The organism is Pseudoblastomonas aquimaris, from assembly GCF_035481675.1.
Taxonomy (GTDB): domain Bacteria; phylum Pseudomonadota; class Alphaproteobacteria; order Sphingomonadales; family Sphingomonadaceae; genus Alteriqipengyuania_B.
Genome location: NZ_JAYJJW010000001.1, coordinates 1,967,216 through 1,993,012, shown reverse-complemented (window position 1 = coordinate 1,993,012; position 25,797 = coordinate 1,967,216). Strand labels below are relative to the sequence as shown.

The window sequence follows — 25,797 nt, the reverse complement described above, 5'->3', positions numbered from 1 at the left end:
CGCACGTGCTGGTAAATGTCGGCGTCCTTGTCGGAGGTGCGATCTTCGCCCTCCTGATCGCGATCGGCGCGGTTTCGGACCTGCGATCGCGGCGCATTCCCAACTGGGTCAGCCTTGCGCTGCTCGTTACCGGGCTGGGCTTTACCGCCTATGCCTCCGGCTGGTCCGTCACGGGCAACCACGCGCTGCATGCCCTCGCGGCGCTGGTCGTCTGCATGGCGATCTATGCGATCAAGCTCTGGGGCGGCGGCGATGCCAAGTTCTATACCGGAATCGCCGCGTGGTTCGCGCTCGGCGAAGCGATCCGGCTGCTGGTGCTCGTCGCATTGTGCGGCGCGCTTCTCGCGGTCGTATGGTGGCTCGTGGCGAAGATCCGCGGGAGCGGCGATGCGCAAGGCGCCATGACCCTGCCGTACGGCGTCGCCATCGCGGGCGGCGCGACGGCGGCCATGTTCGCCCCCCTGCCCGCCATCGGTTGACGCTTTATCCGGGCGCAGCCATCGGCTAGGCGTCGGTTTCGGGAAGGGGCCAACGTCATGCAGAAACCGCTATCGATCCGCCTGTTCAATGCCATGTTCTGGCTGGGCGTGCTGCTCAACATCGCCGCCGCGATCGTCAACCGCGACGTCTCGGTCGAGGTCAGCGGGCTGGGTGAAACCACGCTTGATCCGAACATTTTCCTCGCTGCCGGCTTGATCATCCTGGTCCTTGTGTTTTCCGCCCTGTGGTTCTTCATCGTCCGCCGGGCGAGTTCGATCGCCCGCTGGGTCTTCACCATTTTTGCGATGATCATGCTGGCTCTGACGGCCGCCAATGCCTCCCTGCTCGCAGAGAAAATGGGGGGCCTCGGGACGACGCTGGAAATCGCACGTTTCGCCATGTGGGTGCTCGCGGCGCTGATGCTGTTCCGGAAGGATGCGGAGGATTACTTCCGCGCGAGCCGCAGCGCAGGCACCATCATCGGCGAATGAAGGTTTTCGCAAGGTTCCTCGTCACCCTCGCCATCCTGTGGGCCGGGGCGGGGTTTCCGGCCGGCAATGCCTTCGCACAAGCCTACCAGTGCAAGGCCCCGGCGCGGGTTTCCGTCCCGCCCGTGCAGCGCCACGGGCCGGTTCGGGTCATGCCGGTCACGGGCTATACCCTCGCCGCCAGCTGGTCGCCGGAATTCTGCCGGACGCGCGCGCGCCAGGCATCGCACGCGCGCCAGTGTTCGGGCCGAAGCGGGCGCTTCGGCATGGTGCTGCACGGCCTGTGGCCCGACGGTCGCGGGGGCCGCTGGCCGCAATGGTGCCCGACGGCGCGCCAGCCCTCCCCCACGCTCCTGGGCGCGCAGATGTGCCGCTCGCCGTCTGCACGGCTGGCAGCGCGGCAATGGGCGAAGCACGGCGCCTGCATGGTCCGCCGACCGGAAACCTACTTCAAGGCATCGGGCATCCTGTGGAATTCGCTGCGCTGGCCGGACCTCGACCGGCTTTCCCGCGAGGATGGGCTGACAGCGGGGGTCCTGCGGCAACGGTTTGCCGACGCCAACCCGCCCTTCCAGCCTTCGATGGTGGGGATCAGGGCGAATGCGCGCGGCTGGCTGCAGGAAGTGCGGCTCTGCTACGGACGCGATTTCATGCCGGTCCGCTGCGATCGCACGCGCTACGGACTTGCCGACAACGCGCCGCTCAAGATCTGGCGCGGCCTCTAGCCCCGCCGCTCGGCAAAGAATTCGCGCAGCAGGGCAGCCGCCTCGTCCGCCGCCATCCCGGAATAAATTTGCGGGGCGTAGAGCGTCTGGGCTTGCGCGAACAGGCGCGCACCGTGCTCCACCGCGCCGCCCTTGGGGTCCGAGGCCCCGTAGTAGAGCCGCGCGATCCGTGCGTGGGCGATGGCACCCGCGCACATCGCGCAGGGCTCCAGCGTGACCCACAGGTCGCAATCGCCCAGCCGGTGGTTGCCAAGCGTTTGCGCGGCATCGCGCAAGGCGACGATTTCCGCGTGTCCGCTGGGGTCGTGGTCGGCCAGCGTGCGGTTGCGTCCCCGGCCGACGATCGTGCCGCCCGAAACCACCACGGCGCCGACCGGCACCTCGCCCGCCGCCGCCGCTTCTCGCGCCAGCGCCAGCGCCTCGTCCATGAAATGCGAGAAGGGGTGCGCTGCCATCGCCTTTCTGCTAGTGCCCCCGGGCAAGCGCCGCAATGGCGCTCGTCGCTTGACGATTCGCAAGGGCGCCGCTATGCGCGCGCCTTTCCTGTGAAACCCGAAGATTTGAACGAGAACCAACCATGTCGCGCATCTGCGAACTGACCGGCAAGACCCGCCAGGTCGGCAACAACGTAAGCCACGCCAACAACCGCACCAAGCGTGTCTTCCTGCCCAACCTGCAGAACGTGACGCTGCTCAGCGAAAAGCTGGACCGCAGCTTCAAGTTTCGCGTCACCACGCACGCGCTGCGCTCGGTCGAGCACAATGGCGGCCTCGACAACTGGCTGATGAAAACGCCGGACGCGAAGCTGTCGCCCCGCGCGCTCAAGGTGAAGCGCGAGCTGAAAAAGAGCGAGGGCGCCGAACAGGCAGCCTGACCGGCTGCGGGCCCAAGGCCCGCGCCACAAGTGCAACGAGGGCGCGCCATGACGGCAGCGCCCTTTTTGCTGTCCGTCAGCCGCGCGGCGGCGGGCGATAGCGCAGCCGCATCAACACCGTGCGCTGCAACTGCACGCCGTTGTCGTCGCTGACCAGCCACACGTCGAGCGCACCGTCGGGACGCGGCGCCACCGCGATCCCTTCCATGTTGTCCACCGGCGCGGGAGCGGCGATGCGCGCGATCTCCACGCCCGACCATGCCGCGCCCTCGCAGATAGCCTCAGGGTCCGCCAGAACGATCTTGGCAAGGAAGCCGGGGGGCATGATGCGCAATCCGCGCAGGAGGATGAGCACGCGCCCGTCGGGTAGCGTCGCGGCATCGGTCGCGCGGTAGCCGAGCGGCGGGTGGAAGGCGAAGCGCAACGGCTCCGCAACCGGGTCGCGATACAGCAAGGCGCGCGCGTTCCTGTCCGCGTCGGTCGCTTCCTCGACGAGGAGCAGTTCGCCGCCGGCCAGGAAGGTCATGGTCTCGACCCCGCCGTTGGCCGGCCAGTCCGCGGTGCCGGGGGTTTCGACATAGCGCCACGGCTCGCGCGCACTTGCGCGAGAAGCGAGCTTGTCGGCGCCTTCGAAAGCGACCCATTCACGCCCCGCGGGATCGATGGCGACCGCTTCGAGATCGCGCAGGTCCTTTATGACCTGCGTATTGGACAAGGCTTCGAACACCGGGTCGGGCCGCGCGGGCGGCGGGGCGAAACCGATACGCATGCCCTGATCGCTCACCGCCACCAGCCGGCCGCTGCGCTGCACGGCTAGGCCGGACAGGCTGCCGAAGCCGGTGAAGGGGCTCGTGATCTCCCACGCCTGTTCCAGCGCGATGTCCGCTCCGCCACGCGCGATATCGACGGCGGGGTCGAGCGGGATTGCCGTCAGCTCCAGCCCGACGCGGTCGTTCGACGGAGGCGGTTCGTGCCGGATGCACTGCCCCGGCACGGCGGCGAGCGCCAGCAGCAACACTGCGCCAAGGCGACTGCGCGAAACCGCCATCGCGGGCGCTTTACATGGGGCCGGTCAGGAGGATGGGATCGAGCCGCGCCGCGCCCCACTTGACGCTCCAGTGCAAGTGCGGGCCGGTGGCCGAGCCGGTCGCGCCGATCCTCCCGAGATACTGCCCCTGCCGCACGGTTTCGCCTTCCCTTACCGCCAGTTCGCTTGCGTGGAGGAAAGCGCTGTTGAGGCCGTTGCCGTGATCGACGATGAGGAGCTTGCCTTCGAGCGAGAATTCCTCGGGCGCGGCAAGCACCACAACCCCGTCTGCCGGCGCGACGAAGGGCACCCCGGCACCCGGCGCGATGTCGATACCGGAGTGGTAGCTGCCGGGAACGCCGCGATAGATTCGCTGGGATCCGAACATGCCGGAGATGCGACCCTCCACCGGCCAGATGAAGTCCTGCCGCCAACCGTCGATATCCGAGCGGACCTCACGCGCGGCGTTGATACGGGCCAGTTCCGGCGCGCGGCGGCGCATGAATGCCTCGCTGGCGCTGCCGGTGGGGCGGGCGAGGTTGACCCGCTCCAGCCGCCACTCGCGCGGGGACACGGATATTGTCTCGCGGACAGTGCGCCCGTCTTCCAGTCTCGCGACGAGCGTGGAGCTGCTTTCGGCATCGCGATTGAAGCCGGCAAAGAAATAGCGGTCCACACCGAGCGCGACCTCCGCGTCGTCGATGGTCAGGCCGACCGTCCCGACAGGGGCGTAGCCGCGCACGAAGCCGCCTTGGGTGAACTCACCCTCCAGGGCGGTGAACTCCGCAGGCACGGGTATGGCGACCGCCGGCGGAGGGGCGGTAACTTGCGGCGTGATCGTCGGAGCGGGTGCAGGCGCCCTGCCAGAGGTGTCGGCGGTGTCCACTTGCGGGATGCAGGCGGACAGCAACACGGCCGTGGCAACGCTCGCGAACAGCCTCATTCGCCCTCGCCCATCAGGCGCTGCGTGGCGGCTTCGGCCGTGGCGTAGGCTTCCTGCAAGTCGACGCTCCAGTACCGCAGCGCCTCAAGCGGGATTTCCGCTTCGGTCACGGCGCAGAAGACGAATTTGCCGGGGCGCACGATGCGGAAATCGTTGGCGCTGTAGACGAGTTGGGCGGGGCCATCCTGGCGGGAAAACAACATGTCGGACCATGTAGGGGTCCGGCGGCGCTAAAGCAATTTCGGTTGGTCCGCACCGGGAGCCTTTGCGGGCGCGCGCTTCGATTTCGGCCTGGCGGTGGGCTGGCTGGCGGGCGGCGCGCTGCCGGTTTTCACCTCCACTGTGTCGTCCTTGAAGCGTAGCACCAGCGAGGGTTCCTGCCGGGCAGCGGCGGCCGAAGTCCGCGGATCGCCGTCGGGGCCGGTGACGAGCGCGAAGCCCCGGTCGAGCGGGCCGAGCGGGCTGAGCGTCCCGAAAACCCGCGCAAGACCGGCGAAGCGTTCCTGCGCAGTGCGCGCGTTGCGCTGGAGCAGCTGCGGGGCGGGCTTCGCCCGGTCCAGCTGGCGGCGGCGTTCCGCGATACCGCGCTCGACGAGGCCCGATTGCAGCCGCCCCGCCCAGCCGAGCAGCGGCTCTCGCGCCTTCGCCGCCCGGTCGGCAAGGCCGCGCCGCAGCCTCTCGCCGAGATCGTCGAGCTTCTGTGCGGCTTGCTGGGTGAGGGCTTCGGGCCGGGGCAGGCGCTGCCAGCGCGCTTCCAGTCGCTCGCGCCCCAGCGTCACCGGACGGGTGGCGAAGCGGCGCTGGCGCAGGGCGAGATCGTCTATCTGCAAGGCAAGTTCCGCCCGGACGGGCACTGCCATTTCGGCCGCGGCGGTGGGTGTGGGGGCCCGGCGGTCGGCGGCGAAATCGGCCAGCGTGGTGTCGGTTTCATGGCCGACCGCGCTGATCAGCGGGATGCTGCATTCCGCGATGGCGCGCACCACGACTTCCTCGTTGAAAGCCCACAAATCCTCGATCGAGCCGCCGCCGCGGCCCACTATGAGCAGATCGGGCTGCGCGAGGGGGCCGTCTTTCGCCATGGCGTCGAAGCCGCGGATGGCGGCGGCGACCTGTTCTGCCGCGCCCTGTCCCTGCACGATGACCGGCCACAGCATCACGTGGGTCGGGAAGCGGTCGGCCAGCCGGTGCAGGATGTCGCGAATGACCGCCCCTGTAGGAGACGTCACGACGCCGATCCTACGCGGCAGGAACGGCAGCGGCTGCTTGCGCGATGCGGAAAACAGCCCCTCCGCCTCGAACCGCTGGCGGTTCTTTTCCAGCAGGGCGAGCAGCGCGCCCTCCCCCGCGATCTCCATCCGTTCGATCACGATCTGGTATTTGGAGCGGCCCGGATAGGTGGTGAGCTTGCCGGTCGCGACCACTTCCAGCCCGTCTTCCGGCGCGAAGGCGAGCCGCTGCGCGGTGCCGCGCCACATCACCCCGTCGAGCACGGCCTTGTCGTCCTTCAGCGCGCAATAGACATGGCCCGATGCCGCCCGCTTCACGCCCGAAAGCTCCCCGCGCAGCCGGACGTAGCCGAATTCGCCTTCCACCATGCGCTTCAAACGCGCGGATATCTCGCTGACGGAAACCGGCTCGGCGTTGTCCCCGCGCACGCCCTTCGCTACCAGATCGCCATTCGGAACATCGGCATCGCTGCTATGGGGGTCGGCCATGAATATCCTGCTCATCGGTTCGGGCGGACGCGAACATGCGCTGGCATGGAAGCTGGCGCAATCCCGCGTGCTGGGCGGCGGTACGCTTTTCGTCAGCCCGGGCAACCCGGGGACGGCGGAATGCGGGCGCAACGTGCCGCTGGACGTCAAAAACCACGGCAAGGTCGCCGGGTTCTGCGCCGAAAACGACATCGGCCTCGTCGTGATCGGGCCGGAGGCGCCGCTGGTCGACGGCTTGGGCGACAGCCTGCGCGCAAGCGATATCCCCGTGTTCGGGCCCGACAAGGCGGCAGCGCAGCTGGAAGGCAGCAAGGCCTTTACCAAGCGCTTGTGCGACCGGGCCGGCATCCCCACTGCGCGCTATTTCGAAGTCGCGACCTACGACGAAGGCCTCACCGCGCTCGAGAAGCTGGGCGAGCCGCCCTATGTCATCAAGGCCGACGGCCTGGCGGCGGGCAAGGGCGTGGTCATCGCAGAGAGCCCGGGCGAAGCGCACGAGGCGCTGGCCGAAATGTTCGGCGGCAAGTTCGGCGATGCCGGGTCGCAGGTGGTGATCGAGGAATTCCTGACCGGCGAGGAAGCCAGCCTGTTTGCGATTACCGACGGCGAAACCGTGGTGCCGTGCGGCAGCGCACAGGACCACAAGCGCGTGGGCGACGGCGACACCGGCCCCAACACCGGCGGCATGGGCGCCTACAGCCCCGCACCCGTCCTGACGCCGGAGCTGCGCGAGCGGGCGATGGCGGAGATCATCCGGCCCACGGTCGCCGCGATGAAGGCGGAAGGCACGCCCTATTCAGGTGTGCTCTATGCCGGGCTGATGCTGACCGCAGACGGCCCCAAGCTGATCGAATACAATTGCCGCTTCGGCGATCCCGAATGCCAGGTGCTGATGACCCGGCTGGACAGCGATCTCGGCGAACTGATGCTCGCCTGCGCGAAGGGCGAACTGGCGGGAATCGCCGCGCCGCAGCTGTCGCCCGACACCGCGATGACGGTGGTGATGGCGGCAGATGGCTATCCCGGCACCCCGGCACGCGGCGGCGCGATCGACCTGAAGGATGCCGAGGCGGGGGGCGCCAAGGTCTTCCATGCCGGCACGCGGATTGAGGATGGCACGCTGGTCGCCGCGGGCGGGCGCGTGCTCAACGTCACCGCCAGCGGACCGACGGTGGAGGCCGCGCGCGATGCCGCCTATGCGGCCGTGGCCAGGATCGATTTTGCGACCGGCTTCTACCGCAGCGACATCGGCCACCGCGAGATCGCGCGCGAGCGGCAACGCAAGAGCGCCTGAGCGTGGGCATCCACGGCCCCGAATTCGACCGGATCGCGCGCACCATCCCCGGCGACCATGCGCGCACGTCCAGCGCGGAGGACATGGTTGCCGAGGCGCTGGCACGGTGCGGTGCGGACACGCCCAAGGTGCTTGACTTGGGCTGCGGGGACGGGCGCGGGCTCGACGTCATCCGCGCCCTCGCGCCCGGGGCAGACTACACCGGCTGCGATATCGAGGTTTCGCCGGAAGTCGCCAGCCGCACGCGCGAGGACGGCAGGTTCGTCAGCTACAACGGCACCGACTTGCCCTTTGCCGACGACAGCTTCGACATCGTCTATTCGCGGCAGGTGTTCGAGCATGTCCGCCATCCGGACCGGGTGGTGGCGGAAATCGCCCGCGTGCTGAAACCGGGCGGGATCTTCGCCGGCTCGCTGTCCAACCTGGAGCCCTATCACTCGTTCTCGATCTTCAATTACACGCCATACGGCCTGTTTCGCATCGTCGAGGACAACGGCCTGGTGCTGGACGCGATGCGTCCCGGTATCGAAGGCATGGCGCTGATCGCGCGGCAACTGTCGATGCGGACGATCGGCCGCCTGCCGCTCGCCTACCCGCTGTTCGCAATCGCCGCGAAGCTGAAAGGCTGGGACGCGCGCACGCAGAATTATGCCAAGCTGCGTTTTTCGGGCCACATCTGCTTTTTGGCGCGCAAAGGGTAAGGGCGTTCGGAACCGCAAACAGGGCGTGCGCCTTGTCAATGCCGTTGCGAAATAGCCGGCGGCCAGGGCGCTTGCGCTTCGCCACCCTGCCTATCTCGCTCTCCACCGTCACCCCGGACTTGATCCGGGGTCCCACTGCGTTCTCGGCAGCGAGGCTCGCCCGCGTAAAAAGCGGGCCCCCGGCTCGGTGGCCGGGGTGACGCGAGGGAACAGGCGCGCGGAGTGTAGGGTCTAGCCCAGCTTTTCCGCCATCAGCGCCTTCATGTCGGCTTCGGGCCGCGGGCCGTAGTGGCTGATGACTTCGGCAGCGGCGATGGCGCCGCGCTTCAGGCAGCGCTCCAGGCTCTCGCCCTTGGCATGGCCGGACAGGAACCCGGCGGCGAACTGGTCGCCCGCGCCGGTGGTGTCGACGACCTTGTCGACCGGCTCCGCCGCCACTTCGGCCCGCTCGCCGTCATGGATGGCGACCGCGCCCTTTTCGCCCTTGGTCGCGACTAGCAGCGGCACCTTGCCGGCGACGGCGGCGATGCCCGCTTCGAAGTCGCTTTCGCCCGTCAGCGTTGCCAGTTCGTGTTCGTTGACAAACAGGATGTCGATCACACCGTCGTCGATCATGGCGCGGAAATCGTCGCCGTGGCGGTCGATCACGAAGCTTTCGCTGGCGGTGAAGGCGATCTTGCGCCCGGCGCTGCGCGCCACGTCGATCGCGCGGCGCATTGCCTTGCGCGGTTCCTCGGGATCCCAGAGATAGCCTTCGAGATAGAGGATCGCGCCGCTGGCGATCAGGTCCTCGTCCAGCGCGGATGCCGGCAGGAACTGGCCCGCGCCGAGGAAGGTGTTCATCGTCCGCTCGCCATCGGGCGTCACGAAGATCAGGCAGCGCCCGGTGGGCGGCTCGTCGCTGAGCGGCGGCGTGTCGAAATCGATGCCTGTGGCGCGCATGTCGTGGGTGAAGACTTCGCCCAGCTGGTCGTCGCACACCTGGCCGACGAAGGCGCATTGCAGGCCGAGCAGCGATGCGCCTGCCAGCGTATTCGCCGCCGATCCGCCGGAGACTTCGCGCGCCTGGCCCATCGCGTCGTACAGCCGCGTCGCGCCCTCGGCATCGACCAGCGTCATTCCGCCGCGATTGAGGCCGAGCTCGGCAATGAGTTCGTCGGAGCAGCTGGCGATGACGTCGACCACGGCGTTGCCGATGGCGATGACGTCGTAACGGGGTTCGGACATGGAACTTCCTGCAAGTTGGGGCGCCGGAACCGACCGTCGAAGCGGTTTGGGTGGTGGGGCGCCTGAAGAGACTGGCGGCGCGATAGGCGGCACCGGCCCGCCATGCAAGCATCGCTCCCGGCAAACGGGTGCGTGGAGGCCGTTCCCGAGGGCGCCGGTCGATGGGTAATTGACAGCGCTGCGGGTGCAGGCGAGTGACCGTGGCTTCGATGACCGCCCTCCCCGCCTCCTACCTGCTCGCGCTGCGCCAGCTGTTCGATCCGCAGATCCTGCGCATCCTGTTGAAATCGGTGCTGGTTTCCCTCGCGATCTTTGCCGCGCTGGGCCTTGCGGGCTGGTACGCCATCGACGCGTTGCTGGCAGGCGGCGGGTTGACCGATACGGTGGTGCCCGGGGCAGGCGGTATTCGCGGCGCGCTGGCGTTCATCCTCTCGCTGATCGGGCTTTGGCTGCTGTGGCGCATCGTCGCGATGGCGGTGGTGCAATTCTTCGCCGACGATGTGGTCGCGGTGGTCGAGGCGAAGCATTATCCCGGCCGCGCCATGTCGGCCCGCACCATACCGATGGGCGAGCAGGTCCGCGCCAGCCTGCGCGCCGCGGGCCGGGCGCTGCTCGTCAACCTGATCGCCCTGCCGGTCGCGCTCGCGCTGCTGGTCACGGGCGTGGGCACGGCCTTCGTGTTCCTGTTCGTCAATGCGATCCTGCTGGGGCGCGAATTGCAGGACATGGTCTGGAGCCGCCATGTGGCGCCGGATATGCGGACCAAGTCGCCGGTGGGGCCGCCGGTCGGGCCGTTGCAGCGCTTCGGGCTCGGCGGCGTGGCGGCGGTGCTGCTCAGCCTGCCGGGCATAAACCTCGTCGCACCGGTTCTGGGCGCTGCGGCCTCGACGCACCTCGTCCATCGCAATATGAGGCATGGCGATGTCGCTTCGTCCTAGCATTTCGATCGCCCTCCTTGCCCTCTTGGGAGCCTGTGCCACGACGCCCCAATCTGCGCCGCAGACGCGCTCGCAGGGGGGGAGCGTGCGCGTCACCTATCCGCAGGCACCGGTGCCCAACACGCCGAATGTGCCGGGCGTGCAGGTGATGCAGCTGCCGGGCCTCGAAACGGTGATCGGCGCCACGGCCAGCCAGCTGAGCTCGCAATTCGGCGTCGCCGATCTCGACGTGGCGGAAGGCGATGCGCGCAAGTTGCAGTACCGCGGGCAGGCCTGCGTGCTCGAATTCTACCTCTACCCGGCCGAGAACGGCGTCGCCATCGCAACCTGGGTGGAAGCTCGGCGGACCAGCGATGGGCTGGATGTCGACCGGGCGGCCTGCATCCAGGCCCTCCGACGTTGAGGCCCGAACAGGCGGCGCTAACCGCGAATTAACGCCGTTTGCCTATGGTTCTCGCCGGATATTACCGGGGGACCAGCCGCACATGAGCCTGCATTTCGCCACCATCGCCAAACGCGCCCGCGCCGACGGGGTCATCACCCCCGAAGAGGTCATGGCCCTGCGCCGCGTGTGCTGGGACGACAACGCTATCTCGCAGGAAGAAGCCGAGGCGATTTTCGCGGCCAACGACGCACTGACCGAACGCACGCCCGAATGGGTGGACTTCTTCGTCGAGGCGCTGGCCGAATTCACCGTCAACCAGTTGCCGCCGCGCGGCTATGTCAGCCAGGCCAACGGCGACTGGCTGATGCGCTGCCTCGACAACGACGGGCAGTTCGGCACCATGGCAGAATGCGAATTGCTAGTCCGCGTGTTCGAGATCGCGAAGAACGTGCCGGTCGATTTGAAGCTGTTCGCGATGGAGCGAATCGAGCAGGCCGTGCTGACCGGCGAAGGCCCGACGCGCCGCGGCGGTTCCTTCGATGCGAACGCCATCAACGCCACCGAAGCGCAGATCCTGCGCCGCTTCGTCTTCGCCCCGGCGAGCGACCGCCCGGCCGCCGTCGGCGCGCGCGAGGCCGAGCTGCTGTTCCGCCTCAAGGACGCTTCGCTCGGCCAGGCCAACGATCCCGAATGGAAACGCCTGTTCGTGCAAGGGGTCGCCAATTTCCTGATGGGCTTCGTCGGCGCCAATGCGCAGATCAGCCGCGAACGGGCGATCGAGCTCAATGCTGTCATCGCCGAGGATCGCGGCGGGATCGGCAGCATGATCGGCCGGGCGTGGAACGCGAAAGGGAATGTCCTCAACGACGCCGCATGGGGCGTCAAAGTCGCCTTCGGCGGCGATCCGGAGAAGCACCGCATCGCGGCGCGCAGCGCCGGGGTGGATCGCGAAGCCGCGCTTGAAGACCACGAGCTGGAATGGCTCTACGCCCGCATCGAGGCGGACGGCGAAGTCGACGAATACGAGCAGGCGCTGCTCGATTTCCTGGCCGAGGAAGAGGCCGCGAACCGCTGAGGCCCGCGGCGCCCCTACGCGTCAGACCATGAAGCTTTCGCCGCAGCCGCAGGCGCCCTTTGCGTTGGGGTTTTGAAAGGTGAAACCGGCAGAGAAGTCGTCTTCCACCCAGTCCATCACGCTGCCGACGAGGTAGAGCACGCTCGCCCCGTCGATATAGAACGTGCCGCCGGGCGTTTCGATCTTCTCGTCGAACTTCGCTTCCTCGCTGACGTAGTCGACCGAGTAGGCGAGGCCCGAACAGCCCCGGCGCGGGGTCGACAGCTTGACGCCGATCGCATCGGCGGGCGCCTTGTCCATCAGCTGCGCGATCCGCGCTTCGGCGCGCGTCGTCAGGACAACGGCGGCTTTCGGGGCGGGGCGGGTCTTCGTTTCGGCCATCACAGCATCCCCAGTTCGAGGCGCGCTTCGTCGCTCATCTTGGCCGGGTCCCACGGCGGGTCGAACACGAGGTTCACCTGCGCGTCGCGCACGCCCGGCACCGCGCCGGCGCGCAGCTCGACTTCGGCAGGCATCGATTCGGCGACCGGGCAGTGCGGCGTCGTCAGCGTCATGGTGATGACCACGTCCGCTTCGGCCGATACGTCGACAGCGTAGATGAGGCCAAGGTCGTAGATGTTCACCGGGATTTCCGGATCGTAGATTTCGCGGATCGCCGCGACGACCGCCTCGTAAAGCTCGCCGCCCGGCTCGCCCGAAGGCACGTTGGCCGGCTTCTTGGCTAGGAAACCTTCGAGATAGTCGCGCTTGCGCTCGAGCTTTTCCGCCAAATTCTCCGTGGGCGCTTCCTCATCCACGGCATCGGAGACGCGCGCGCGCGGCGGCTTCATCGCCTCCTGCTCGGTGGGCGAGGGTGCGGCGATGAATTCGCGCTTCGTATCGGTCTGGCTGTCGGTCATGTATCCTGTCCTAGCCGAAAATCTTGAGGGTGCGGTCGATCCCGCGAACCAGCGCCGCGATATCGCCCTCCGTCGAGTAGAGGCCGAAGCTGGCGCGCGCCGTCGCCGGCACACCGAGATGCTGCATCAGCGGCTGCGCGCAGTGGTGGCCTGCGCGGATCGCCACGTTTTCCTCGTCCAATATGGTGCCGAGGTCGTGCGGATGAACCCCCTCCATCACGAAGGAGACGATCCCGGCGCTTTTTTCCGGGCCGAGCAGGCGGACCGAATTGAAGCGCGACAATTCCGCGCGCGCCGTGGCGGCAAGGCTGCTCTCGTGTTCGAACAGCGCTTCCATGCCGCCTTCCCCCGCGGCATCTTCGACATAGTCGATGGCGGCGTGGAGCGCGATCGCCTCTGTGATCATCGGCGTACCGGCCTCGAACCGCTGCGGCGCGGGGGCATAGGTCGTGCCGCCGAAATCGACCGTATCGATCATCGCCCCGCCGCCCTGCCACGGGGGCATGGCCTCTAGGATATCCTCGCGCGCCCACAGCACGCCGATGCCGGTCGGGCCGTAAAGCTTGTGGGCGGAAAACACGAAGAAGTCGCAGTCCAGCTCCGCCATGGCAAGGCGCATGCGCGGCGCGCTCTGGCATCCGTCGAGCAGGATCTTCGCGCCGACCGCGCGGGCCGCTTTCGCCGCCCGTTTCGCGCCCAGGATCGAGCCGAGCACGTTCGAGACATGCGCCAGCGCGACGAGCTTGTGCCGCTCCGTCAAGTTGGCTTCCAGCCAGTCGAGATCGATGCGGCCGTCCTCGGTCAGCGGGCAGACGTCGATTTCGGCGCCTGTGCGTTCTGCCAGCAATTGCCACGGCACGATGTTGGAATGGTGCTCCAGCTGGCTGAGCATGATCCGGTCACCGGGCCCGATATTCGCATCGCCCCAGCTTTGCGCGACGAGGTTGATCCCCTCGGTCGCGCCGCGCACGAACACGACTTCGTTTTCGGAAGCCGCGTCGATGAAATCCGCCACCCGCCGCCGCGCCGCTTCGAAGCCCAGCGTCATGTTGGCGGAGCGCGAATAGACGCCGCGGTGCACGGTCGCGTAGTCGCGGCCGAGCGCGCGGCTCATCGCGTCGATCACGGCCTGCGGCTTCTGCGCCGTCGCGGCAGTGTCGAGATAATGCCACGTTCCGCCGTCCGCGGTCAGCAGGCCGGGGAAATCGGCGCGCAGGTCGCGCTGCCTGACCAGGGTATCGGCCTCGCTCACAGATGCGCGTCCAGTTTCGACAGGGCGAGATCCATCAGCCGCTCGCTTTCCGCCTCGTCGTCCAGCGCCACGAAGGCATCACCGAGGAAGGCACGGACCAGCAGCTTGCGCGCCAGTTCGGGCGAAAGACCGCGCGCCGCCATGTAGAAGCGGGCTGCCTCGTCCAGCTGGCCGACCGTCGCGCCGTGGGCGCATTTCACGTCGTCGGCAAAGATTTCGAGCTGCGGCACGGCGTTCACGCTTGCACCTTTTTCCAGCAGCAGCCCCTTGAAGTCCTGCGCCGCATCGGTTTTCTGGGCATCGCGCACGCAATCGATGCGGCCGAGGAAATTGCCCGTCCCCTGCCCCCAGTGCACAGCGCGGACAACCTGGTTGCTGGTTGCTTCGGGCTCTGCGTGAACCACATGGGTTACAAATTCGCGCACCGTTTCCCGCCCGCCGACGGTCACGCCGCCCAGTTCGAAATGGCTCCCGCGCGCCAGCGTCACCTCAACCTCGACGCGGGCGTACTCGCCGCCCGCGATGACACCGAAGAGTTCGCACGTCGCGCCTTCGCCCACGTTGACGCGCAGGCGGCGCACGTCTGTGCCGTCGCCATCGATCGCGAAGCTGTCGCGGAAGGTTTCGCCCGGCCCCACCTCGATGGTGCGCCAGTCGTCCAGCGGCGCATCGCCCAGCGCTTCGACGGCGGAGTAGCGCCAGGCTTCGTCCTTGCGGGTCGGCCGGACGCCGGAAAGGGTTGCTGCCTCCGCCATTACGCCGCCATCACCTCGTCATAACCTTCTGCCTCCAGCTGCTGAGCAAGCTCCGGACCGCCGGTCTTCACGATGCGGCCGTCGGCGAGGATGTGGACGAAATCGGGCTGCACGTAATCGAGCAAGCGCTGGTAATGCGTGATCAGCAGCACCGCCTTGTCCGCCGCGCGCATGATCGAATTGATGCCGCTGCCGACGATCTTCAGCGCATCGATATCCAGCCCGCTGTCGGTTTCGTCGAGGATCGCGAGTTTCGGGCCGAGGATGCCCATCTGGACCATCTCGGCCCGCTTCTTCTCGCCGCCGGAGAAGCCGACGTTCACGTTGCGCTTCAGCATGTCCATGTCGAGCTGCAGCAGGCCTGCCTGCTCGCGCGCCAGCTTCAGGAAATCGCCGCCCGACAGCGGTTCCTCGCCGCGCTCCCCGCGCTGGGCATTCAGCGCCTCGCGCAGGAACTGGACGTTGGAAACGCCGGGGATTTCGACCGGGTACTGGAAGCCGAGGAACAGGCCAAGCGCGGCACGCTCGTGCGGTTCGAGGTCGAGCAGATCCTTGCCCATGAAGGTCACGCTGCCGTCCGTGACCTCGTAGCCCGGACGGCCGCCCAGCACATAGGCCAGTGTCGACTTGCCCGCGCCGTTCGGCCCCATGATCGCATGGACCTCACCCGCGTTCAGTTCGAGGCTGAGGCCCTTGAGGATCGGCTTGGCGCTTTCGCCTTCCCCGACCGTGGCGTGGAGGTTTTCGATTTTCAGCATGTCAGGCAGTCAATCCGGTTAGGTTGGCAATGATGCGCGCAATCTCGTCGTTGAGCGCGCGGATGGCTTGGTCTTCGGCTTGGTCGCGGGCCGCGCCTTCGAGGCCGTGCGTGGCGACGGCGACGCGGTGCTCCTTCACCCGCCCGATCTGCGCCCCGCACAGGGCGCGCAATGCGACGACGGCTTCGACGAGGCTGGTGCGGGGGGCGCCGGCAGCGCCCGCTTTCAGGCAGGCGTCGAGACGGCGCTCGGCCTGTGCGGGCGAAAGCTCTTCGCGAGACTGCGAGGCGGCTGCCTGTCCGACCGGGCGACCGGCGATTTCGCAGGCACGCGTCAGCGCGATGCCCGCCGCGCTGTTTTCGGCCACGGGTTCGTGCTTGGTGGGATGCGGAGCTTCCTGCCAGCTCTTGAGAGTTTCGCCGTCCGCGTCGAAGCTGGTCGAAAGTGCCACTTGCGAGGTCCGCTTGTCGCACTGGAAGGACCAGATCTGGAAAGCGCTGGCAAAGCCGTCATCCATCGGCGTGTCGAGCGTGATCATCACTTCCGCGATCAGCAAGCCGCGACCGCTGTCGCGCACGCTGCGGGGGTAGAGTTCGAACGTGACCCCGTCGTCGGTGACGAGGAACGTCTCGGCCGGCGGGGTCTGCGGGGCTGGCGTTGCGACAAGCAGGGTGGATGCGAAGAGAGCCATCATTGGCGTTCTTCCCGCGGGCGCGAATTGCGGCGGTGTTCGCGGCGGGCTTCCTGCTTATCGGCGATGCGCAGGCGCATGCCGGCGGTGATGCGCTGGAGCACGGCATCCATGTTTTCCAGCACGTCACTGGCGGCAAGATGCATGGTACGGATGCCGACCGCTTCCAGGCTCTTGTCGCGGCGACGGGCGATTTCTTCCGGCGTATCGTCCTCGTCGATCACGATCGCCATGCCTAGCTGGTGGCAGTTGAAATCGACGATCGCGCTGCCGACCACGGCGAAGCGCTTGAAGGAATAGCGCCCGAAATCGGCCTTCGCGAAACGTTCGGCCAGCGCCTTGTGCGCCTCGGACGGATGCCGCCGCATCTCGCGCGCCTGGTCATGCAGCCGGTCGAGCCGCTTGTCGGAAATCTCCCAGCCGCGCCCGCGCTTCTTGATCGCGGGCGCCTCGGAGGAGTCGCGCAGGTTGAGGGTTTTGCGGTCAGTCATGCGGAAAATGCCATAGTAGCGATGCCGAGGAGAACGACTGACCCAATCAAGTAAGGCCACACCGTGAGCGTCCAAAAGGCCCAGAACTTCAACGGGCTTTCAGCGCGCACGGGAGGCCACGTCGGACCTCCCGCTTTCCGGCGCCAGACATCGAAACGGCCGCGTTTCGCTGCCCGTACATACGCGGCCGACAAATAGAGCCATCCACTGAAAGCGAGGATGCCGAGCACGATCTCTAGAATATCGCCGGACAAACTCACCCCACGCTCCCCTCGAGCGAGATCGCCAGCAACTTCTGCGCTTCGACGGCGAACTCCATAGGCAGTTGCTTCATCACTTCCTTAGCGAAGCCGTTGACGATCAGCGCCATCGCCTCTTCCTCGCCCAGCCCGCGCTGCATGGCGTAGAACAGCTGGTCGTCGCTGATCTTGCTGGTGGTGGCCTCGTGCTCGATCTGCGCGGTGGGGTTCTTCACCTCGATATAGGGCACGGTGTGCGCGCCGCATTCGCTGCCGATCAGCAGACTGTCGCATTCCGTACGGTTGCGCACGTTGTCCGCATTCGGCCCCACGCGGACGAGGCCGCGATAGGTGTTGTTGCTCTTGCCCGCGCTGATCCCCTTGGAGATGATCGTGCTGCGGGTGCCCGGCGCGTTGTGAACCATCTTGGTTCCCGTATCCGCCTGCTGGTGGTTATTCGTAACCGCGACCGAGTAGAATTCGCCCACGCTGTCGACGCCGTTGAGCACGCAGGAGGGGTATTTCCACGTCACCGCGCTGCCGGTTTCCACCTGCGTCCAGCTGATCTTGCTGCGCGCTCCCTGGCACAATCCGCGCTTGGTGACGAAATTGTAGATCCCGCCCTTCCCCTCGGCATCGCCGGGGTACCAGTTCTGCACGGTCGAATACTTGATCTCCGCATCGTCCATCGCGACCAGTTCCACCACGGCGGCGTGCAGCTGGTTCTCGTCCCGCATCGGCGCGGTGCAGCCTTCGAGATAGCTGACGTAGCTGCCTTTCTCGGCGACGATCAGCGTGCGTTCGAACTGGCCGGTGTTCTCCGCATTGATGCGGAAATAGGTGGAAAGCTCCATCGGGCAGCGCACGCCTTCGGGAATGTAGACGAAGGTGCCGTCCGAAAAGACCGCGCAGTTGAGCGTGGCGAAATAGTTGTCGCGCTGCGGCACCACCTTGCCGAGCCATTTCTTCACCAGTTCGGCATGTTCGCGGATCGCTTCGGAAATCGACATGAAGATGACGCCGGCGCTTTCCAGTTCCTTGCGGAAAGTGGTCGCCACGCTGACGCTGTCGAACACGGCGTCCACGGCCACCTTGCGCGCGCCTTCCACCCCGGCGAGCACTTCCTGCTCCGCGATCGGGATGCCGAGCTTGTCGTAGACCGCCTTGATTTCCGGATCGAGCTCGTCGAGCGAATCCAGCTTCGGCTTCGCCTTGGGCTCGGCGTAGTAATAGGCGTCCTGGTAATCGATCTTCGGATAGCCGAGCTTGGCCCAGTCCGGCTCTTCCATGGTCTGCCACAGGCGGAAGGCCTTGAGGCGCCAGTCGAGCATCCATTCGGGCTCGCCCTTCTTGGCGGAAATGAAGCGGACGGTGTCTTCGTTCAGGCCCTTGGGCGCGAAATCCTGTTCGATGTCGCTGGCCCAGCCGTACTCGTACTCGGCGGCCTTGGCGGCGGCTTCGCGCGCCTCGGCGTCCATCACGGGGTTTTCCTGAATGTCGGTATCCTGGCTCATGCCGCTTCCCTGGAGTTCGTGTCCGCCGCCTGCGCCAGCTGGGTCAGGCTGATGCCCGCCAATGCGCCGCGCAGGGCGGAATTTATCATCGGCCAATGCGGCCGGACATAGCATTCATGACCTACTGCGCAGTCGCTACCCTCGACGCAGGCAGTCAACGCGATCGGCCCTTCCACCGCCTCGACGATGTCAGCCAGCGTGATCGCAGCCGCCGGGCGCGCCAATTGCAACCCGCCGTTCGCGCCGCGGGTGGAACGCAGCAGGCCGGCTGCCGAAAGCTTGCTGACCAGCTTCTGCACGGTGGGCGCAGGCAGGCCGGTTTCGCCGGCCAGCTCCGCCGCGCTGGTCCGCCCGCCGCCGCAGTGGCGCGCGGCCTGGCTCATGGTGAGCACGGCATAGTCGGCAAGGTTGGACAGGCGCATAGGGGGCTCGATTCTGCGGCCCGCATCAATTCGGACCAATTCGTTCCGAATAGCAGCTAGGCGCGCAAAACCGCCCTTTCAAGGCGAAAGGCCTTGTTGCGAGTCGTTCTTAAATGCCGGTATCGCCTTCGTTTTTCGGCAGCCCGCCGATCTCGCGAAAATTCTGCGTGTCCAGCATTTCGCTCAGGAAAGGGCTCGCGTCATCGGTCAAACGCGCAGGCGTGCGGCCCACGAACAGGCTGATCTCGCGGATCATGTGCGGCTGGTCGAAGAAGGCGTCGCGGACCTGGCGCTCGAAGTCGGGCGCAAGTTCGGGCAGGGACAGCAGCGCGGCCGCCCGCAGCGCGCGATACTTGCGCTTCAGTGCCACCGGCGGGAGACCGAAATACTGCTCCAGCACGCGCTGCACCTGCCGGCGCGAATAACCGAGGCTGTCGTAGAGATCGTCGAGGTCGGGATCGAGGTCGGCGGCCAGCCACCGGTTGGTCGCCGCGATCAGGTCGCGGTGCTTGGCCGGCACGGCTTTCGAATTCGCGCCGATGTAATCCGCCAGGGCCGCCGCAATGTCCTGCGCCGACAAGGCGCCGCTGCGATAGCCTTCGCTCCAGATCTCGCCGAGGCGGCCGATCTCCCCGCCCAGCGTATCCTCTGCCCGGTAGATGTGGTTGCTGTGCTGCGCCGCGTGCAGGCCCGTCAGCCCGGCCCAGCCCAGCGGCGTCAGCGCCGCGCCGATCGCGTGGAAGGGCCCCTGCACTTCAAACGGCGCGGCGATGGATAGCGGCGTGAGCAGGTTCATGCGGTGGGACGGCTCGCTGCGCCCCTCGCCGAAATACATGGTACCTTCGCCCTTGGCGAACAGCGACAGGTGGCCGATCGAGGCAGGCTGGATGTCGGATATCTCGCTATCCTCGCAGCGGAACCAGTACATCGTTGTAATGTAATCGGATAAATGCGTCGGAACGGGCAAGTAATCGACCGTGAACGACGAGCCCGGCGTAAGTCCGCCGCGCTGCTTGCCCCAAGCAGAGGGGATGCCGGCTTTGGGCTCCCTTCCGTCGAAGCTCATCTTTAGTTCTCCAGAGCGACCCGGTTAACTACGATGCCGGGTGCCTATTGGAGAAATTACAGAGAAAGTCAATTGGTTGGGCGTTTCCCGCCCTGTTCGACAGCATGGAGGTCGATGTTGCCGTAACCACCGGTGCCGAGCGTATCGACGCCCAGGTGCGGCTCTTCCGGCGAGAGGCGCTTGGGCGTGCGGCCGGTGTAGCGCTGAATCTCGTGGATCATGTGCGCCTGGTCGTAATAGGCATCGGTCACCTTGGAGCGCAGCTCCGCCGTCAAATTGGGATCGGCTAGGATGGTTGCCGAACGAATCGCGCGGAAACGGGTGACCACGCCCTTGGTCGGGCGGCCGAAGAAGCGGCGGCACAGGCGCTGGAGCTGGCGCGCCGACAGGCCCAGTTCCTTTTCCAGGTCCGCGATCTGGGGATTGAGGTCGGAATTCAGCCAGGCGAAGGTCCGCTCGATCATCTGGACGTGCTGCGGGCGCAGCGGCTTCAGCCCGTCGCGAACCACTTCGGCCATCAACCCAGCCGCGCCTTCGGCATCGATCTCACCGTCCCGCAGCGCCGGAGCGATGGCCATGAGCCGGTCCGCCAGATCGCCGTCCAGCACTTCGGCCGCATCCATCGTCCGGTTGCCGTATTCGTCCACCGGCATGCCCGACAGCGCTGCCCAACCGCGCGTGGTGAGCGATACGCCGGCGGCTCGCACGGGGCCCGAAAGGTGAAACGGGGCCGCTTCCAGCAGCGGGGTGAGAAAATAGGCGTCGCTCGACCGCCCGGTGCCGCCACCCGGCATCTCCATCGTCGCCTCCCCGCGGGCGAACACCATCAACTGCGCCGAATAGGCTGGCAGCATGTCGTCGATCTCGCTGACGTCGGTTTCGAACGTGTAGAGCGAATTGATGAACGGGGAGAGCCCTTCGGGCGCCGGCAGGAAGCGAAAACGGAACTTGTCGAAATCGACCATGTGCGCCTTATCCCCCAGTCGCAACGCGCCCGACCCTGATGTGTAAGGACGCGACAATTGTGACATATGCATTACAATACGCTGCGATGCCAATGGCTTTCCGCGAACAGGCTGCGCAAGATTGCCACCTGCGCCCTTTCGACGCATTAGGGCGCCCATGCTGTTCGACCTCGTCCGCCCGGCCATTTTCGCCCTCGACCCCGAGCGCGCCCACCGCCTGACTATCAACGGCCTGAAGGCCCTGCCGCCCGGGACGCCGCCCGGTAGCGATCCCGCGCTTGCGACGCAGGTTGCAGGGGTCCGCTTTCCGAATCCGGTGGGCCTCGCCGCCGGATACGACAAGGATGCCGAGGTGCCTGACGCGATGCTGGGCTTCGGCTTCGGTTCGGTCGAGATCGGCAGCGTCACCCCGCGCCCGCAGGCGGGCAATCCGAAGCCGCGGCTGTTCCGCCTGATCGAGGACGAGGCGGTCATCAACCGGATGGGCTTCAACAATGCAGGCGCTGCAGCCGCCCTGTCGCGCCTGCGCAAGCGGGCGGGGCGTCCGGGCGTGGTCGGCGTGAATATCGGGGCGAACAAGGACAGCGAGGATCGCATCGCCGATTACGCGAAGATGACCCAGCTGATGGCGCCGTTCGCCAGCTACCTTGCGGTCAACATCTCCAGCCCGAATACGCCGGGCCTGCGCGCCCTGCAGGACGAGGGCGCGCTCGCCGCTTTGCTGGATGCGGTGTTCGAGGCGCGCGGCGGCGTCGGTCCGCCGGTGTTCCTGAAAGTGGCACCCGACCTAGAGCCTGCCGATATCGATGCCATCGCGCACATTGCGATCGAGAGCGGGCTTTCCGCGCTGCTAGTGTCCAACACCACGATTGCGCGGCCCGACCTTGCCTCGCCCCACCGGATTGAGAGCGGCGGGCTGTCGGGCGCGCCGCTGCGCGACCTCGCCCTCCAGCGCATCCGCGATTTCCGCAAGGCGACGGGCGGGCGGATCCCGCTGATCGGCGTCGGCGGGATCGCCAGCGCGCAAGATGCGTGGGCACGTATCAAGGCCGGCGCAAGCCTGGTCCAGCTCTACAGCGCGCTGGTCTACGAAGGGCCCGGCCTGCCGCGCCGGATCAACGAAGGCCTTCTGGCGGCGATGCAGCGGGAGGGGTACTCCACCATTGCCGAGGCGGTCGGAAGCGAATAGCCACCGGCGCATGACACTCCGGACCGCGCTCACCGCCCTTTCCGCCGCGTTTGCCAGCCTGGCTCTGGCATCCTGCCAGACCCTCGCCGGGGCCGCCCCCGGCAATCCCATCGCAGCCACCGAGCGCGGCGGGATTGTATCCGCCAACGACCCGCGCGCCACCGCCGCGGGCGAGGAGATGCTGGCGCTGGGCGGCAGTGCGACCGACGCGGCCATCGCCACCATGCTCGCGCTCACGGTGGTCGAGCCGCAAAGCTCCGGAATCGGCGGGGGCGGCTTCCTTGTCTGGAGCGACCGCGCCGGCAACGTCGTGACGCTGGACGGGCGCGAAACCGCGCCGGTCGCCGCCACGCCCGACTGGTTCCTAGACAGCGCCGGCAACCCGCGCAGCTTCGCCGATGCCGTGGCCACCGGCCTTGCCATCGGCGTGCCGGGCAACGTCGCCCTCGCCGCAGAAGCGCACGAACGATACGGCCGGCTCGACTGGGCCACGCTGTTCGGCCCCGCGATCCGCCTGGCGCGCGACGGGTTCGCGATGAACCCGCGGCTGCACGGCGCGCTGACCGACGAAAAGGGCCGCGGGGCCCTCAGAGCGGATGCGGCGGCGATCTTCTACCAGCCGGACGGCAGCGCGAAGCCCGTCGGCACTGTGATCCGCATCCCCGAACTTGCCGACACGATGCAGGCGATTGCCGATGGCGGTGCGCAAGCCTTCTACAGCGGAGACAGGGCGCGCGAGATGGCGCAGGTGATCTGGCAGGCCACCCCCGGCGCGCGCGGCATGACGGCGAGCGATATCGAGGCCTACACTGCCCGCCAGCGCCAGCCGGTCTGCGGCATGTACCGCGCCTATCGCATCTGCGGCATGGGCCCGCCCTCTTCGGGCGGGGTGGCAGTGGTCCAGATGCTCGGCCAGCTCGAGCGGTTCGACATTGGCGCGATGGGTCCGGACTCGCCGCAATTCTGGAGCCTGTTCCTCGATTCCCAGCGCCTCGCCTACGCCGACCGCGAGCTTTACATCGGCGACAGCGACTATGTGTTCGTGCCGACCGAAGGCCTGGTCGACCCGGCCTATGTCGCCGGGCGCGGCGCCTTGCTGAACGCCGAACGCGCCCTCGACCGCGCGCTGCCCGGCACGCCGCCCGGCGCACCGACCGCGCAGGCCGACGGGGACGAGCCGATCGAATCCGGCACGACGCATTTTGTCGCCGCCGACGGGGCGGGCACGGTGGTCAGCTACACCTCCACCATCGAAAGCGCCTTCGGTTCGGGCCATCGCTTCGGCGGGTTCTACCTCAACAACGAACTGACCGATTTCAGCTTCAGCCCGGACGTGGACGGGCGGCCGGTCGCGAACCGGGTGGAGGCGGCAAAGCGCCCGCGCAGCTCGATGGCGCCGACCATCGTCTTCGCGCCCGACGGGTCGCCCTACCTCATCATCGGCGCGAAGGGCGGGCCGACGATACCGGTCCAGACCGCGCGCAGCATCATCGGGGTGATCGACTTCGGGATGGAGCTGGAAGAGGCGCTCGCCCTGCCCTTCGCCATGTATTACGGCGACCGCCCCGCGCTGGAGCAGGGCACGCCGCTTGCCGCGCTCGCGCCGCAGCTGGAAGCGATGGGCCATGCCGCCCCGCGCCTCGTCCCGCTCAACCACTGGACCACCGGCGCGCGCTGGAACGGGGAGGCGTGGGTGACCGCGATCGACCCGCGCCTCGCCCCGCAACTGGTGATGCCCGACGGGCAGTGACGGCGCGCAGGCCGCGCGCAGGCCGCGCACGCTTGCGGCGGGCGCGGCGGAACCCTAAACCCCGCCATCCGGTTGCCATTGCAACTATTGCAGGTCGCACAGAACGAGAGGTGCCGCTTTGGCCGTGATCGACATCGAAGCCATGGACCGGGTGAGCAGCCTGGTCGAACTGTTCTTCCAGCGCGCCGACGCCAAGGGCGACGCCCCGTTCCTCGGCGCGAAACTTGAGGGCGGCTGGCAGACGATGAGCTGGCGCGAAGTGGCGGACCAGGTCTGCAACCTTGCCGAAAACCTGCGCAGCCTGGGGCTGGAGGCTGGCGACCGGGTCATGATCGTGAGCGAGAACCGCCCCGAATGGTGCATCGCCGACCTCGGCATCATGGCCGCCGGCTGCATCACCGTGCCCGCCTACGTCACCAATACCGAGCGCGACCACCAGCACATCCTCGACAATTCGGGCGCGCGGGCCGTCATCGTGAGTTCCGACAAGCTCGCCCAGCCGCTGATCCCCGCCATGATGCGCTCCGGCGCGGCGGAACACATCATCCCGATCGACGGCGTGAAGCGCAGCCAGTCGATGGGCTTCACCTGCCACGCATGGAGCCAGATGGTCAGCGGCGACGCGGCCGCCAACCGCAAGGCGGTGGACAAGCGGCTTGAGGGCATTGGCCGGGCCGACACCGCCTGCATCATCTACACCAGCGGCACCGGCGGCGCCCCGCGCGGCGTGTTGCAGCACCACGGCGCCATCCTGACCAATGCGACCGGCGCGGCCGACATCCTGCAGGAAGATTTCGGCATCGACGAGGAGCGTTTCCTGTCGTTCCTGCCCCTCTCCCACGCCTACGAGCACACTGGCGGGCAATTCCTGCCGATCGCGGTAGGTGCGGAAATCTATTATGCCGAGGGGCTGGAGAAGCTCGCCAGCAATATCGAGGAAACGCGCCCGACGATCATGGTCGTGGTCCCGCGCCTGTTCGAAGTGCTGCGCACGCGCATCATCAAGCAGGTCGAAAAGCAGGGCAAGGCGGCCAATTACATGATGGACCGCGCGCTCCGCATCGTGGAGAATGCCCGCGGCGGCAAGACGCGGCTGCGCGACAAGCCGATGGACTTCATCCTCGAAAAGACGCTGCGCCCGAAGATCCGCGACAAGTTCGGCGGGCGGATGAAGGCAATGGTTTCGGGCGGCGCGCCGCTTAACCCGGAAGTCGGCAATTTCTTCCAGGCGATGGGCCTTACCATGCTGCAGGGCTACGGCCAGACCGAAGCCGCACCGGTGATCAGCTGCAACCGGCCCGCTGCCGGGCTGAAGATGGACACCGTCGGCCCGCCGATGCGCGGGGTCGAGGTGAAGATCGCCGACGACGGCGAGATCCTCGTGCGCGGGGAACTGGTGATGCAGGGATACTGGCAGAATCCGGCGGAAACCGCGCGCACGCTGCAGGACGGCTGGCTGCACACGGGCGATATCGGCCACCTCGACGACAAGAACCGCATCGTCATCACCGACCGCAAGAAGGACATGATCGTCAACGACAAGGGGGACAATGTCGCCCCGCAAAAGGTCGAAGGCATGCTGACCCTGCAGCCGGAGATTGCGCAGGCGATGGTGGCGGGCGACAAGCGGCCCTACATCGTCGGGCTGATCGTGCCCGATGCCGAATGGGCGGTGGAATGGGCGCGCGCCAACGGCGAGAAGTTCGACATGGAAGCGCTGCAACAGCTGCCCGCCTTCAAGACCGCCGTGCGCGCCGCCGTCGACCGGGTGAACAAGGAATTGTCGGTGATCGAGAAGGTCCGCCAGTTCGCCTTTGCGGACGAGCCCTTCGCCATCGAGAACGAGGAAATGACCCCCTCGATGAAAATCCGCCGCCACAAGATCCGCGACCGCTACCAAGAACGGCTGGACGGGCTGTACCGGAGTTAGCTTG

The 25,797-nt window shown here is 67.2% G+C and carries 29 protein-coding genes; 12 read left to right on the top strand and 17 right to left on the bottom strand.

Features of this window, described 5'->3' with window-relative positions:
* The first annotated feature begins 5 nt into the window (after positions 1-5).
* From VCJ71_RS10000 to VCJ71_RS09990, 3 genes are read left to right on the top strand one after another with little or no spacing between them, the layout of a single operon-like run.
* On the top strand, positions 6-479 hold the full coding sequence (locus VCJ71_RS10000; RefSeq protein WP_324640825.1) for an A24 family peptidase: 474 nt from the start codon (positions 6-8) through the stop codon (positions 477-479).
* A gap of 57 nt (positions 480-536) precedes the next feature.
* On the top strand, positions 537-971 hold the full coding sequence (locus VCJ71_RS09995; RefSeq protein WP_324640824.1) for a hypothetical protein: 435 nt from the start codon (positions 537-539) through the stop codon (positions 969-971).
* Positions 968-1,693 (top strand): ribonuclease T2 family protein, encoded by a 726-nt coding sequence (locus VCJ71_RS09990; protein WP_324640823.1) that lies wholly within the window; start codon positions 968-970, stop codon positions 1,691-1,693. The genes VCJ71_RS09995 and VCJ71_RS09990 overlap by 4 nt, the downstream gene beginning before the upstream one ends.
* Here the strand turns inward: VCJ71_RS09990 and VCJ71_RS09985 are convergent.
* Complete coding sequence (locus tag VCJ71_RS09985; protein WP_324640822.1) at positions 1,690-2,148, bottom strand: nucleoside deaminase; 459 nt, start codon at positions 2,146-2,148, stop codon at positions 1,690-1,692. The two genes, VCJ71_RS09990 and VCJ71_RS09985, sit on opposite strands and share 4 nt — an antisense overlap.
* 122 nt (positions 2,149-2,270) lie before the next feature.
* Between VCJ71_RS09985 and rpmB the strand changes: the two genes are divergently transcribed.
* Positions 2,271-2,567 (top strand): 50S ribosomal protein L28, encoded by a 297-nt coding sequence (gene rpmB, locus VCJ71_RS09980; protein ID WP_324640821.1) that lies wholly within the window; start codon positions 2,271-2,273, stop codon positions 2,565-2,567.
* A 76-nt stretch (positions 2,568-2,643) separates the two neighbouring features.
* Here rpmB and VCJ71_RS09975 read toward each other — a convergent pair whose 3' ends face one another.
* The 4 genes from VCJ71_RS09975 to xseA are packed head-to-tail and all read right to left on the bottom strand — an operon-like array spanning position 2,644 to position 6,252.
* Positions 2,644-3,615: an esterase-like activity of phytase family protein gene (locus VCJ71_RS09975; protein ID WP_324640820.1), complete on the bottom strand. Its 972-nt coding sequence runs from the start codon at positions 3,613-3,615 to the stop codon at positions 2,644-2,646.
* Positions 3,616-3,625: 10 nt separating this feature from the next.
* Entirely contained in the window at positions 3,626-4,537 is a 912-nt protein-coding gene (locus tag VCJ71_RS09970; protein ID WP_324640819.1) for a M23 family metallopeptidase, read from the bottom strand.
* Positions 4,534-4,740: a DUF2093 domain-containing protein gene (locus tag VCJ71_RS09965; protein WP_324640818.1), complete on the bottom strand. Its 207-nt coding sequence runs from the start codon at positions 4,738-4,740 to the stop codon at positions 4,534-4,536. Before VCJ71_RS09965 ends, VCJ71_RS09970 begins: the two co-directional genes overlap by 4 nt.
* 27 nt (positions 4,741-4,767) lie before the next feature.
* Positions 4,768-6,252 carry an exodeoxyribonuclease VII large subunit gene (gene xseA, locus VCJ71_RS09960; protein WP_324640817.1) on the bottom strand — a complete coding sequence of 495 codons (1,485 nt, stop codon included), beginning with the start codon at positions 6,250-6,252 and terminating at the stop codon, positions 4,768-4,770.
* Between xseA and purD the strand changes: the two genes are divergently transcribed.
* Both purD and VCJ71_RS09950 read left to right on the top strand, forming a co-directional pair.
* On the top strand, positions 6,251-7,546 hold the full coding sequence (gene purD, locus VCJ71_RS09955; RefSeq protein WP_324640816.1) for a phosphoribosylamine--glycine ligase: 1,296 nt from the start codon (positions 6,251-6,253) through the stop codon (positions 7,544-7,546). The genes xseA and purD overlap by 2 nt on opposite strands.
* A 2-nt stretch (positions 7,547-7,548) precedes the next feature.
* Positions 7,549-8,247 carry a class I SAM-dependent methyltransferase gene (locus tag VCJ71_RS09950; protein WP_324640815.1) on the top strand — a complete coding sequence of 233 codons (699 nt, stop codon included), beginning with the start codon at positions 7,549-7,551 and terminating at the stop codon, positions 8,245-8,247.
* Between the two features lie 231 nt (positions 8,248-8,478).
* On the opposite strand, the gene VCJ71_RS09945 is transcribed toward VCJ71_RS09950, so the two are convergent.
* Positions 8,479-9,474, bottom strand: coding sequence for an adenosine kinase (locus VCJ71_RS09945; protein WP_324640814.1), 996 nt, complete (start codon positions 9,472-9,474; stop codon positions 8,479-8,481).
* Between the two features lie 209 nt (positions 9,475-9,683).
* Between VCJ71_RS09945 and VCJ71_RS09940 the strand changes: the two genes are divergently transcribed.
* From VCJ71_RS09940 to VCJ71_RS09930, 3 genes are all read left to right on the top strand, one after another.
* Positions 9,684-10,412 carry an EI24 domain-containing protein gene (locus tag VCJ71_RS09940; protein ID WP_324640928.1) on the top strand — a complete coding sequence of 243 codons (729 nt, stop codon included), beginning with the start codon at positions 9,684-9,686 and terminating at the stop codon, positions 10,410-10,412.
* A gap of 85 nt (positions 10,413-10,497) precedes the next feature.
* Positions 10,498-10,815, top strand: a complete 318-nt coding sequence (locus tag VCJ71_RS09935; protein WP_324640813.1) for a hypothetical protein — start codon at positions 10,498-10,500, stop codon at positions 10,813-10,815.
* A gap of 82 nt (positions 10,816-10,897) precedes the next feature.
* Positions 10,898-11,872 (top strand): hypothetical protein, encoded by a 975-nt coding sequence (locus tag VCJ71_RS09930; protein ID WP_324640812.1) that lies wholly within the window; start codon positions 10,898-10,900, stop codon positions 11,870-11,872.
* Positions 11,873-11,893: 21 nt separating this feature from the next.
* On the opposite strand, the gene VCJ71_RS09925 is transcribed toward VCJ71_RS09930, so the two are convergent.
* The 11 genes from VCJ71_RS09925 to VCJ71_RS09875 all read right to left on the bottom strand — a co-directional run bounded on the left by VCJ71_RS09925 (position 11,894) and on the right by VCJ71_RS09875 (position 20,924).
* On the bottom strand, positions 11,894-12,253 hold the full coding sequence (locus VCJ71_RS09925; RefSeq protein ID WP_324640811.1) for a HesB/IscA family protein: 360 nt from the start codon (positions 12,251-12,253) through the stop codon (positions 11,894-11,896).
* A complete protein-coding gene (locus tag VCJ71_RS09920) occupies positions 12,253-12,702 on the bottom strand; it encodes an SUF system Fe-S cluster assembly protein (RefSeq protein WP_416379166.1) in 450 nt (149 codons plus the stop codon). The genes VCJ71_RS09925 and VCJ71_RS09920 overlap by 1 nt, the downstream gene beginning before the upstream one ends.
* 79 nt (positions 12,703-12,781) lie before the next feature.
* Positions 12,782-14,023, bottom strand: a complete 1,242-nt coding sequence (locus VCJ71_RS09915; RefSeq protein WP_324640809.1) for a SufS family cysteine desulfurase — start codon at positions 14,021-14,023, stop codon at positions 12,782-12,784.
* Positions 14,020-14,778 carry a SufD family Fe-S cluster assembly protein gene (locus VCJ71_RS09910; RefSeq protein WP_324640808.1) on the bottom strand — a complete coding sequence of 253 codons (759 nt, stop codon included), beginning with the start codon at positions 14,776-14,778 and terminating at the stop codon, positions 14,020-14,022. The genes VCJ71_RS09915 and VCJ71_RS09910 overlap by 4 nt, the downstream gene beginning before the upstream one ends.
* Positions 14,778-15,536, bottom strand: coding sequence for a Fe-S cluster assembly ATPase SufC (gene sufC / locus VCJ71_RS09905; protein WP_324640807.1), 759 nt, complete (start codon positions 15,534-15,536; stop codon positions 14,778-14,780). Before sufC ends, VCJ71_RS09910 begins: the two co-directional genes overlap by 1 nt.
* A 1-nt stretch (position 15,537) precedes the next feature.
* Positions 15,538-16,230 (bottom strand): hypothetical protein, encoded by a 693-nt coding sequence (locus tag VCJ71_RS09900; protein ID WP_324640806.1) that lies wholly within the window; start codon positions 16,228-16,230, stop codon positions 15,538-15,540.
* Complete coding sequence (locus tag VCJ71_RS09895; RefSeq protein WP_324640805.1) at positions 16,227-16,718, bottom strand: endonuclease domain-containing protein; 492 nt, start codon at positions 16,716-16,718, stop codon at positions 16,227-16,229. The genes VCJ71_RS09900 and VCJ71_RS09895 overlap by 4 nt, the downstream gene beginning before the upstream one ends.
* A gap of 256 nt (positions 16,719-16,974) precedes the next feature.
* A complete protein-coding gene (gene sufB / locus VCJ71_RS09890; RefSeq protein WP_324640804.1) occupies positions 16,975-18,471 on the bottom strand; it encodes a Fe-S cluster assembly protein SufB in 1,497 nt (498 codons plus the stop codon).
* Entirely contained in the window at positions 18,468-18,893 is a 426-nt protein-coding gene (locus VCJ71_RS09885) for an SUF system Fe-S cluster assembly regulator (RefSeq protein ID WP_324640803.1), read from the bottom strand. Before VCJ71_RS09885 ends, sufB begins: the two co-directional genes overlap by 4 nt.
* 109 nt (positions 18,894-19,002) lie before the next feature.
* Positions 19,003-19,959: an AraC family transcriptional regulator gene (locus tag VCJ71_RS09880; RefSeq protein ID WP_324640802.1), complete on the bottom strand. Its 957-nt coding sequence runs from the start codon at positions 19,957-19,959 to the stop codon at positions 19,003-19,005.
* A 68-nt stretch (positions 19,960-20,027) separates the two neighbouring features.
* On the bottom strand, positions 20,028-20,924 hold the full coding sequence (locus VCJ71_RS09875; protein WP_324640801.1) for a helix-turn-helix transcriptional regulator: 897 nt from the start codon (positions 20,922-20,924) through the stop codon (positions 20,028-20,030).
* 157 nt (positions 20,925-21,081) lie between these two features.
* On the opposite strand from VCJ71_RS09875, the gene VCJ71_RS09870 reads away from it, so the two are divergent.
* From VCJ71_RS09870 to VCJ71_RS09860, 3 genes are all read left to right on the top strand, one after another.
* Entirely contained in the window at positions 21,082-22,113 is a 1,032-nt protein-coding gene (locus VCJ71_RS09870) for a quinone-dependent dihydroorotate dehydrogenase (RefSeq protein ID WP_324640800.1), read from the top strand.
* Positions 22,114-22,123: 10 nt separating this feature from the next.
* A complete protein-coding gene (ggt, locus tag VCJ71_RS09865; RefSeq protein ID WP_324640799.1) occupies positions 22,124-23,863 on the top strand; it encodes a gamma-glutamyltransferase in 1,740 nt (579 codons plus the stop codon).
* A gap of 142 nt (positions 23,864-24,005) precedes the next feature.
* Positions 24,006-25,793: an AMP-dependent synthetase/ligase gene (locus tag VCJ71_RS09860; RefSeq protein WP_324640927.1), complete on the top strand. Its 1,788-nt coding sequence runs from the start codon at positions 24,006-24,008 to the stop codon at positions 25,791-25,793.
* The last annotated feature ends 4 nt before the right edge of the window (positions 25,794-25,797 follow it).

What these genes read in the sequence shown, in the direction of transcription:
- rpmB (WP_324640821.1), top strand. Translation starts at nt 2,271, where the DNA reads ATGTCGCGCATCTGCGAACTGACCGGCAAGACCCGCCAGGTCGGCAAC.
- VCJ71_RS09930 (WP_324640812.1), top strand. Translation starts at nt 10,898, where the DNA reads ATGAGCCTGCATTTCGCCACCATCGCCAAACGCGCCCGCGCCGACGGG.
- VCJ71_RS09945 (WP_324640814.1), bottom strand. Translation starts at nt 9,474, where the DNA reads ATGTCCGAACCCCGTTACGACGTCATCGCCATCGGCAACGCCGTGGTC.
- VCJ71_RS09970 (WP_324640819.1), bottom strand. Translation starts at nt 4,537, where the DNA reads ATGAGGCTGTTCGCGAGCGTTGCCACGGCCGTGTTGCTGTCCGCCTGC.
- VCJ71_RS09920 (WP_416379166.1), bottom strand. Translation starts at nt 12,702, where the DNA reads ATGAAGCCGCCGCGCGCGCGCGTCTCCGATGCCGTGGATGAGGAAGCG.
- VCJ71_RS09900 (WP_324640806.1), bottom strand. Translation starts at nt 16,230, where the DNA reads ATGATGGCTCTCTTCGCATCCACCCTGCTTGTCGCAACGCCAGCCCCG.
- VCJ71_RS09995 (WP_324640824.1), top strand. Translation starts at nt 537, where the DNA reads ATGCAGAAACCGCTATCGATCCGCCTGTTCAATGCCATGTTCTGGCTG.
- VCJ71_RS09870 (WP_324640800.1), top strand. Translation starts at nt 21,082, where the DNA reads ATGCTGTTCGACCTCGTCCGCCCGGCCATTTTCGCCCTCGACCCCGAG.
- xseA (WP_324640817.1), bottom strand. Translation starts at nt 6,252, where the DNA reads ATGGCCGACCCCCATAGCAGCGATGCCGATGTTCCGAATGGCGATCTG.
- VCJ71_RS09965 (WP_324640818.1), bottom strand. Translation starts at nt 4,740, where the DNA reads ATGTTGTTTTCCCGCCAGGATGGCCCCGCCCAACTCGTCTACAGCGCC.
- VCJ71_RS09880 (WP_324640802.1), bottom strand. Translation starts at nt 19,959, where the DNA reads ATGAGCTTCGACGGAAGGGAGCCCAAAGCCGGCATCCCCTCTGCTTGG.
- sufB (WP_324640804.1), bottom strand. Translation starts at nt 18,471, where the DNA reads ATGAGCCAGGATACCGACATTCAGGAAAACCCCGTGATGGACGCCGAG.
- VCJ71_RS09885 (WP_324640803.1), bottom strand. Translation starts at nt 18,893, where the DNA reads ATGCGCCTGTCCAACCTTGCCGACTATGCCGTGCTCACCATGAGCCAG.
- VCJ71_RS09875 (WP_324640801.1), bottom strand. Translation starts at nt 20,924, where the DNA reads ATGGTCGATTTCGACAAGTTCCGTTTTCGCTTCCTGCCGGCGCCCGAA.
- VCJ71_RS09990 (WP_324640823.1), top strand. Translation starts at nt 968, where the DNA reads ATGAAGGTTTTCGCAAGGTTCCTCGTCACCCTCGCCATCCTGTGGGCC.
- VCJ71_RS09940 (WP_324640928.1), top strand. Translation starts at nt 9,684, where the DNA reads ATGACCGCCCTCCCCGCCTCCTACCTGCTCGCGCTGCGCCAGCTGTTC.
- sufC (WP_324640807.1), bottom strand. Translation starts at nt 15,536, where the DNA reads ATGCTGAAAATCGAAAACCTCCACGCCACGGTCGGGGAAGGCGAAAGC.
- VCJ71_RS09910 (WP_324640808.1), bottom strand. Translation starts at nt 14,778, where the DNA reads ATGGCGGAGGCAGCAACCCTTTCCGGCGTCCGGCCGACCCGCAAGGAC.
- purD (WP_324640816.1), top strand. Translation starts at nt 6,251, where the DNA reads ATGAATATCCTGCTCATCGGTTCGGGCGGACGCGAACATGCGCTGGCA.
- ggt (WP_324640799.1), top strand. Translation starts at nt 22,124, where the DNA reads ATGACACTCCGGACCGCGCTCACCGCCCTTTCCGCCGCGTTTGCCAGC.
- VCJ71_RS09985 (WP_324640822.1), bottom strand. Translation starts at nt 2,148, where the DNA reads ATGGCAGCGCACCCCTTCTCGCATTTCATGGACGAGGCGCTGGCGCTG.
- VCJ71_RS09975 (WP_324640820.1), bottom strand. Translation starts at nt 3,615, where the DNA reads ATGGCGGTTTCGCGCAGTCGCCTTGGCGCAGTGTTGCTGCTGGCGCTC.
- VCJ71_RS09860 (WP_324640927.1), top strand. Translation starts at nt 24,006, where the DNA reads ATGGACCGGGTGAGCAGCCTGGTCGAACTGTTCTTCCAGCGCGCCGAC.
- VCJ71_RS09895 (WP_324640805.1), bottom strand. Translation starts at nt 16,718, where the DNA reads ATGACTGACCGCAAAACCCTCAACCTGCGCGACTCCTCCGAGGCGCCC.
- VCJ71_RS09925 (WP_324640811.1), bottom strand. Translation starts at nt 12,253, where the DNA reads ATGGCCGAAACGAAGACCCGCCCCGCCCCGAAAGCCGCCGTTGTCCTG.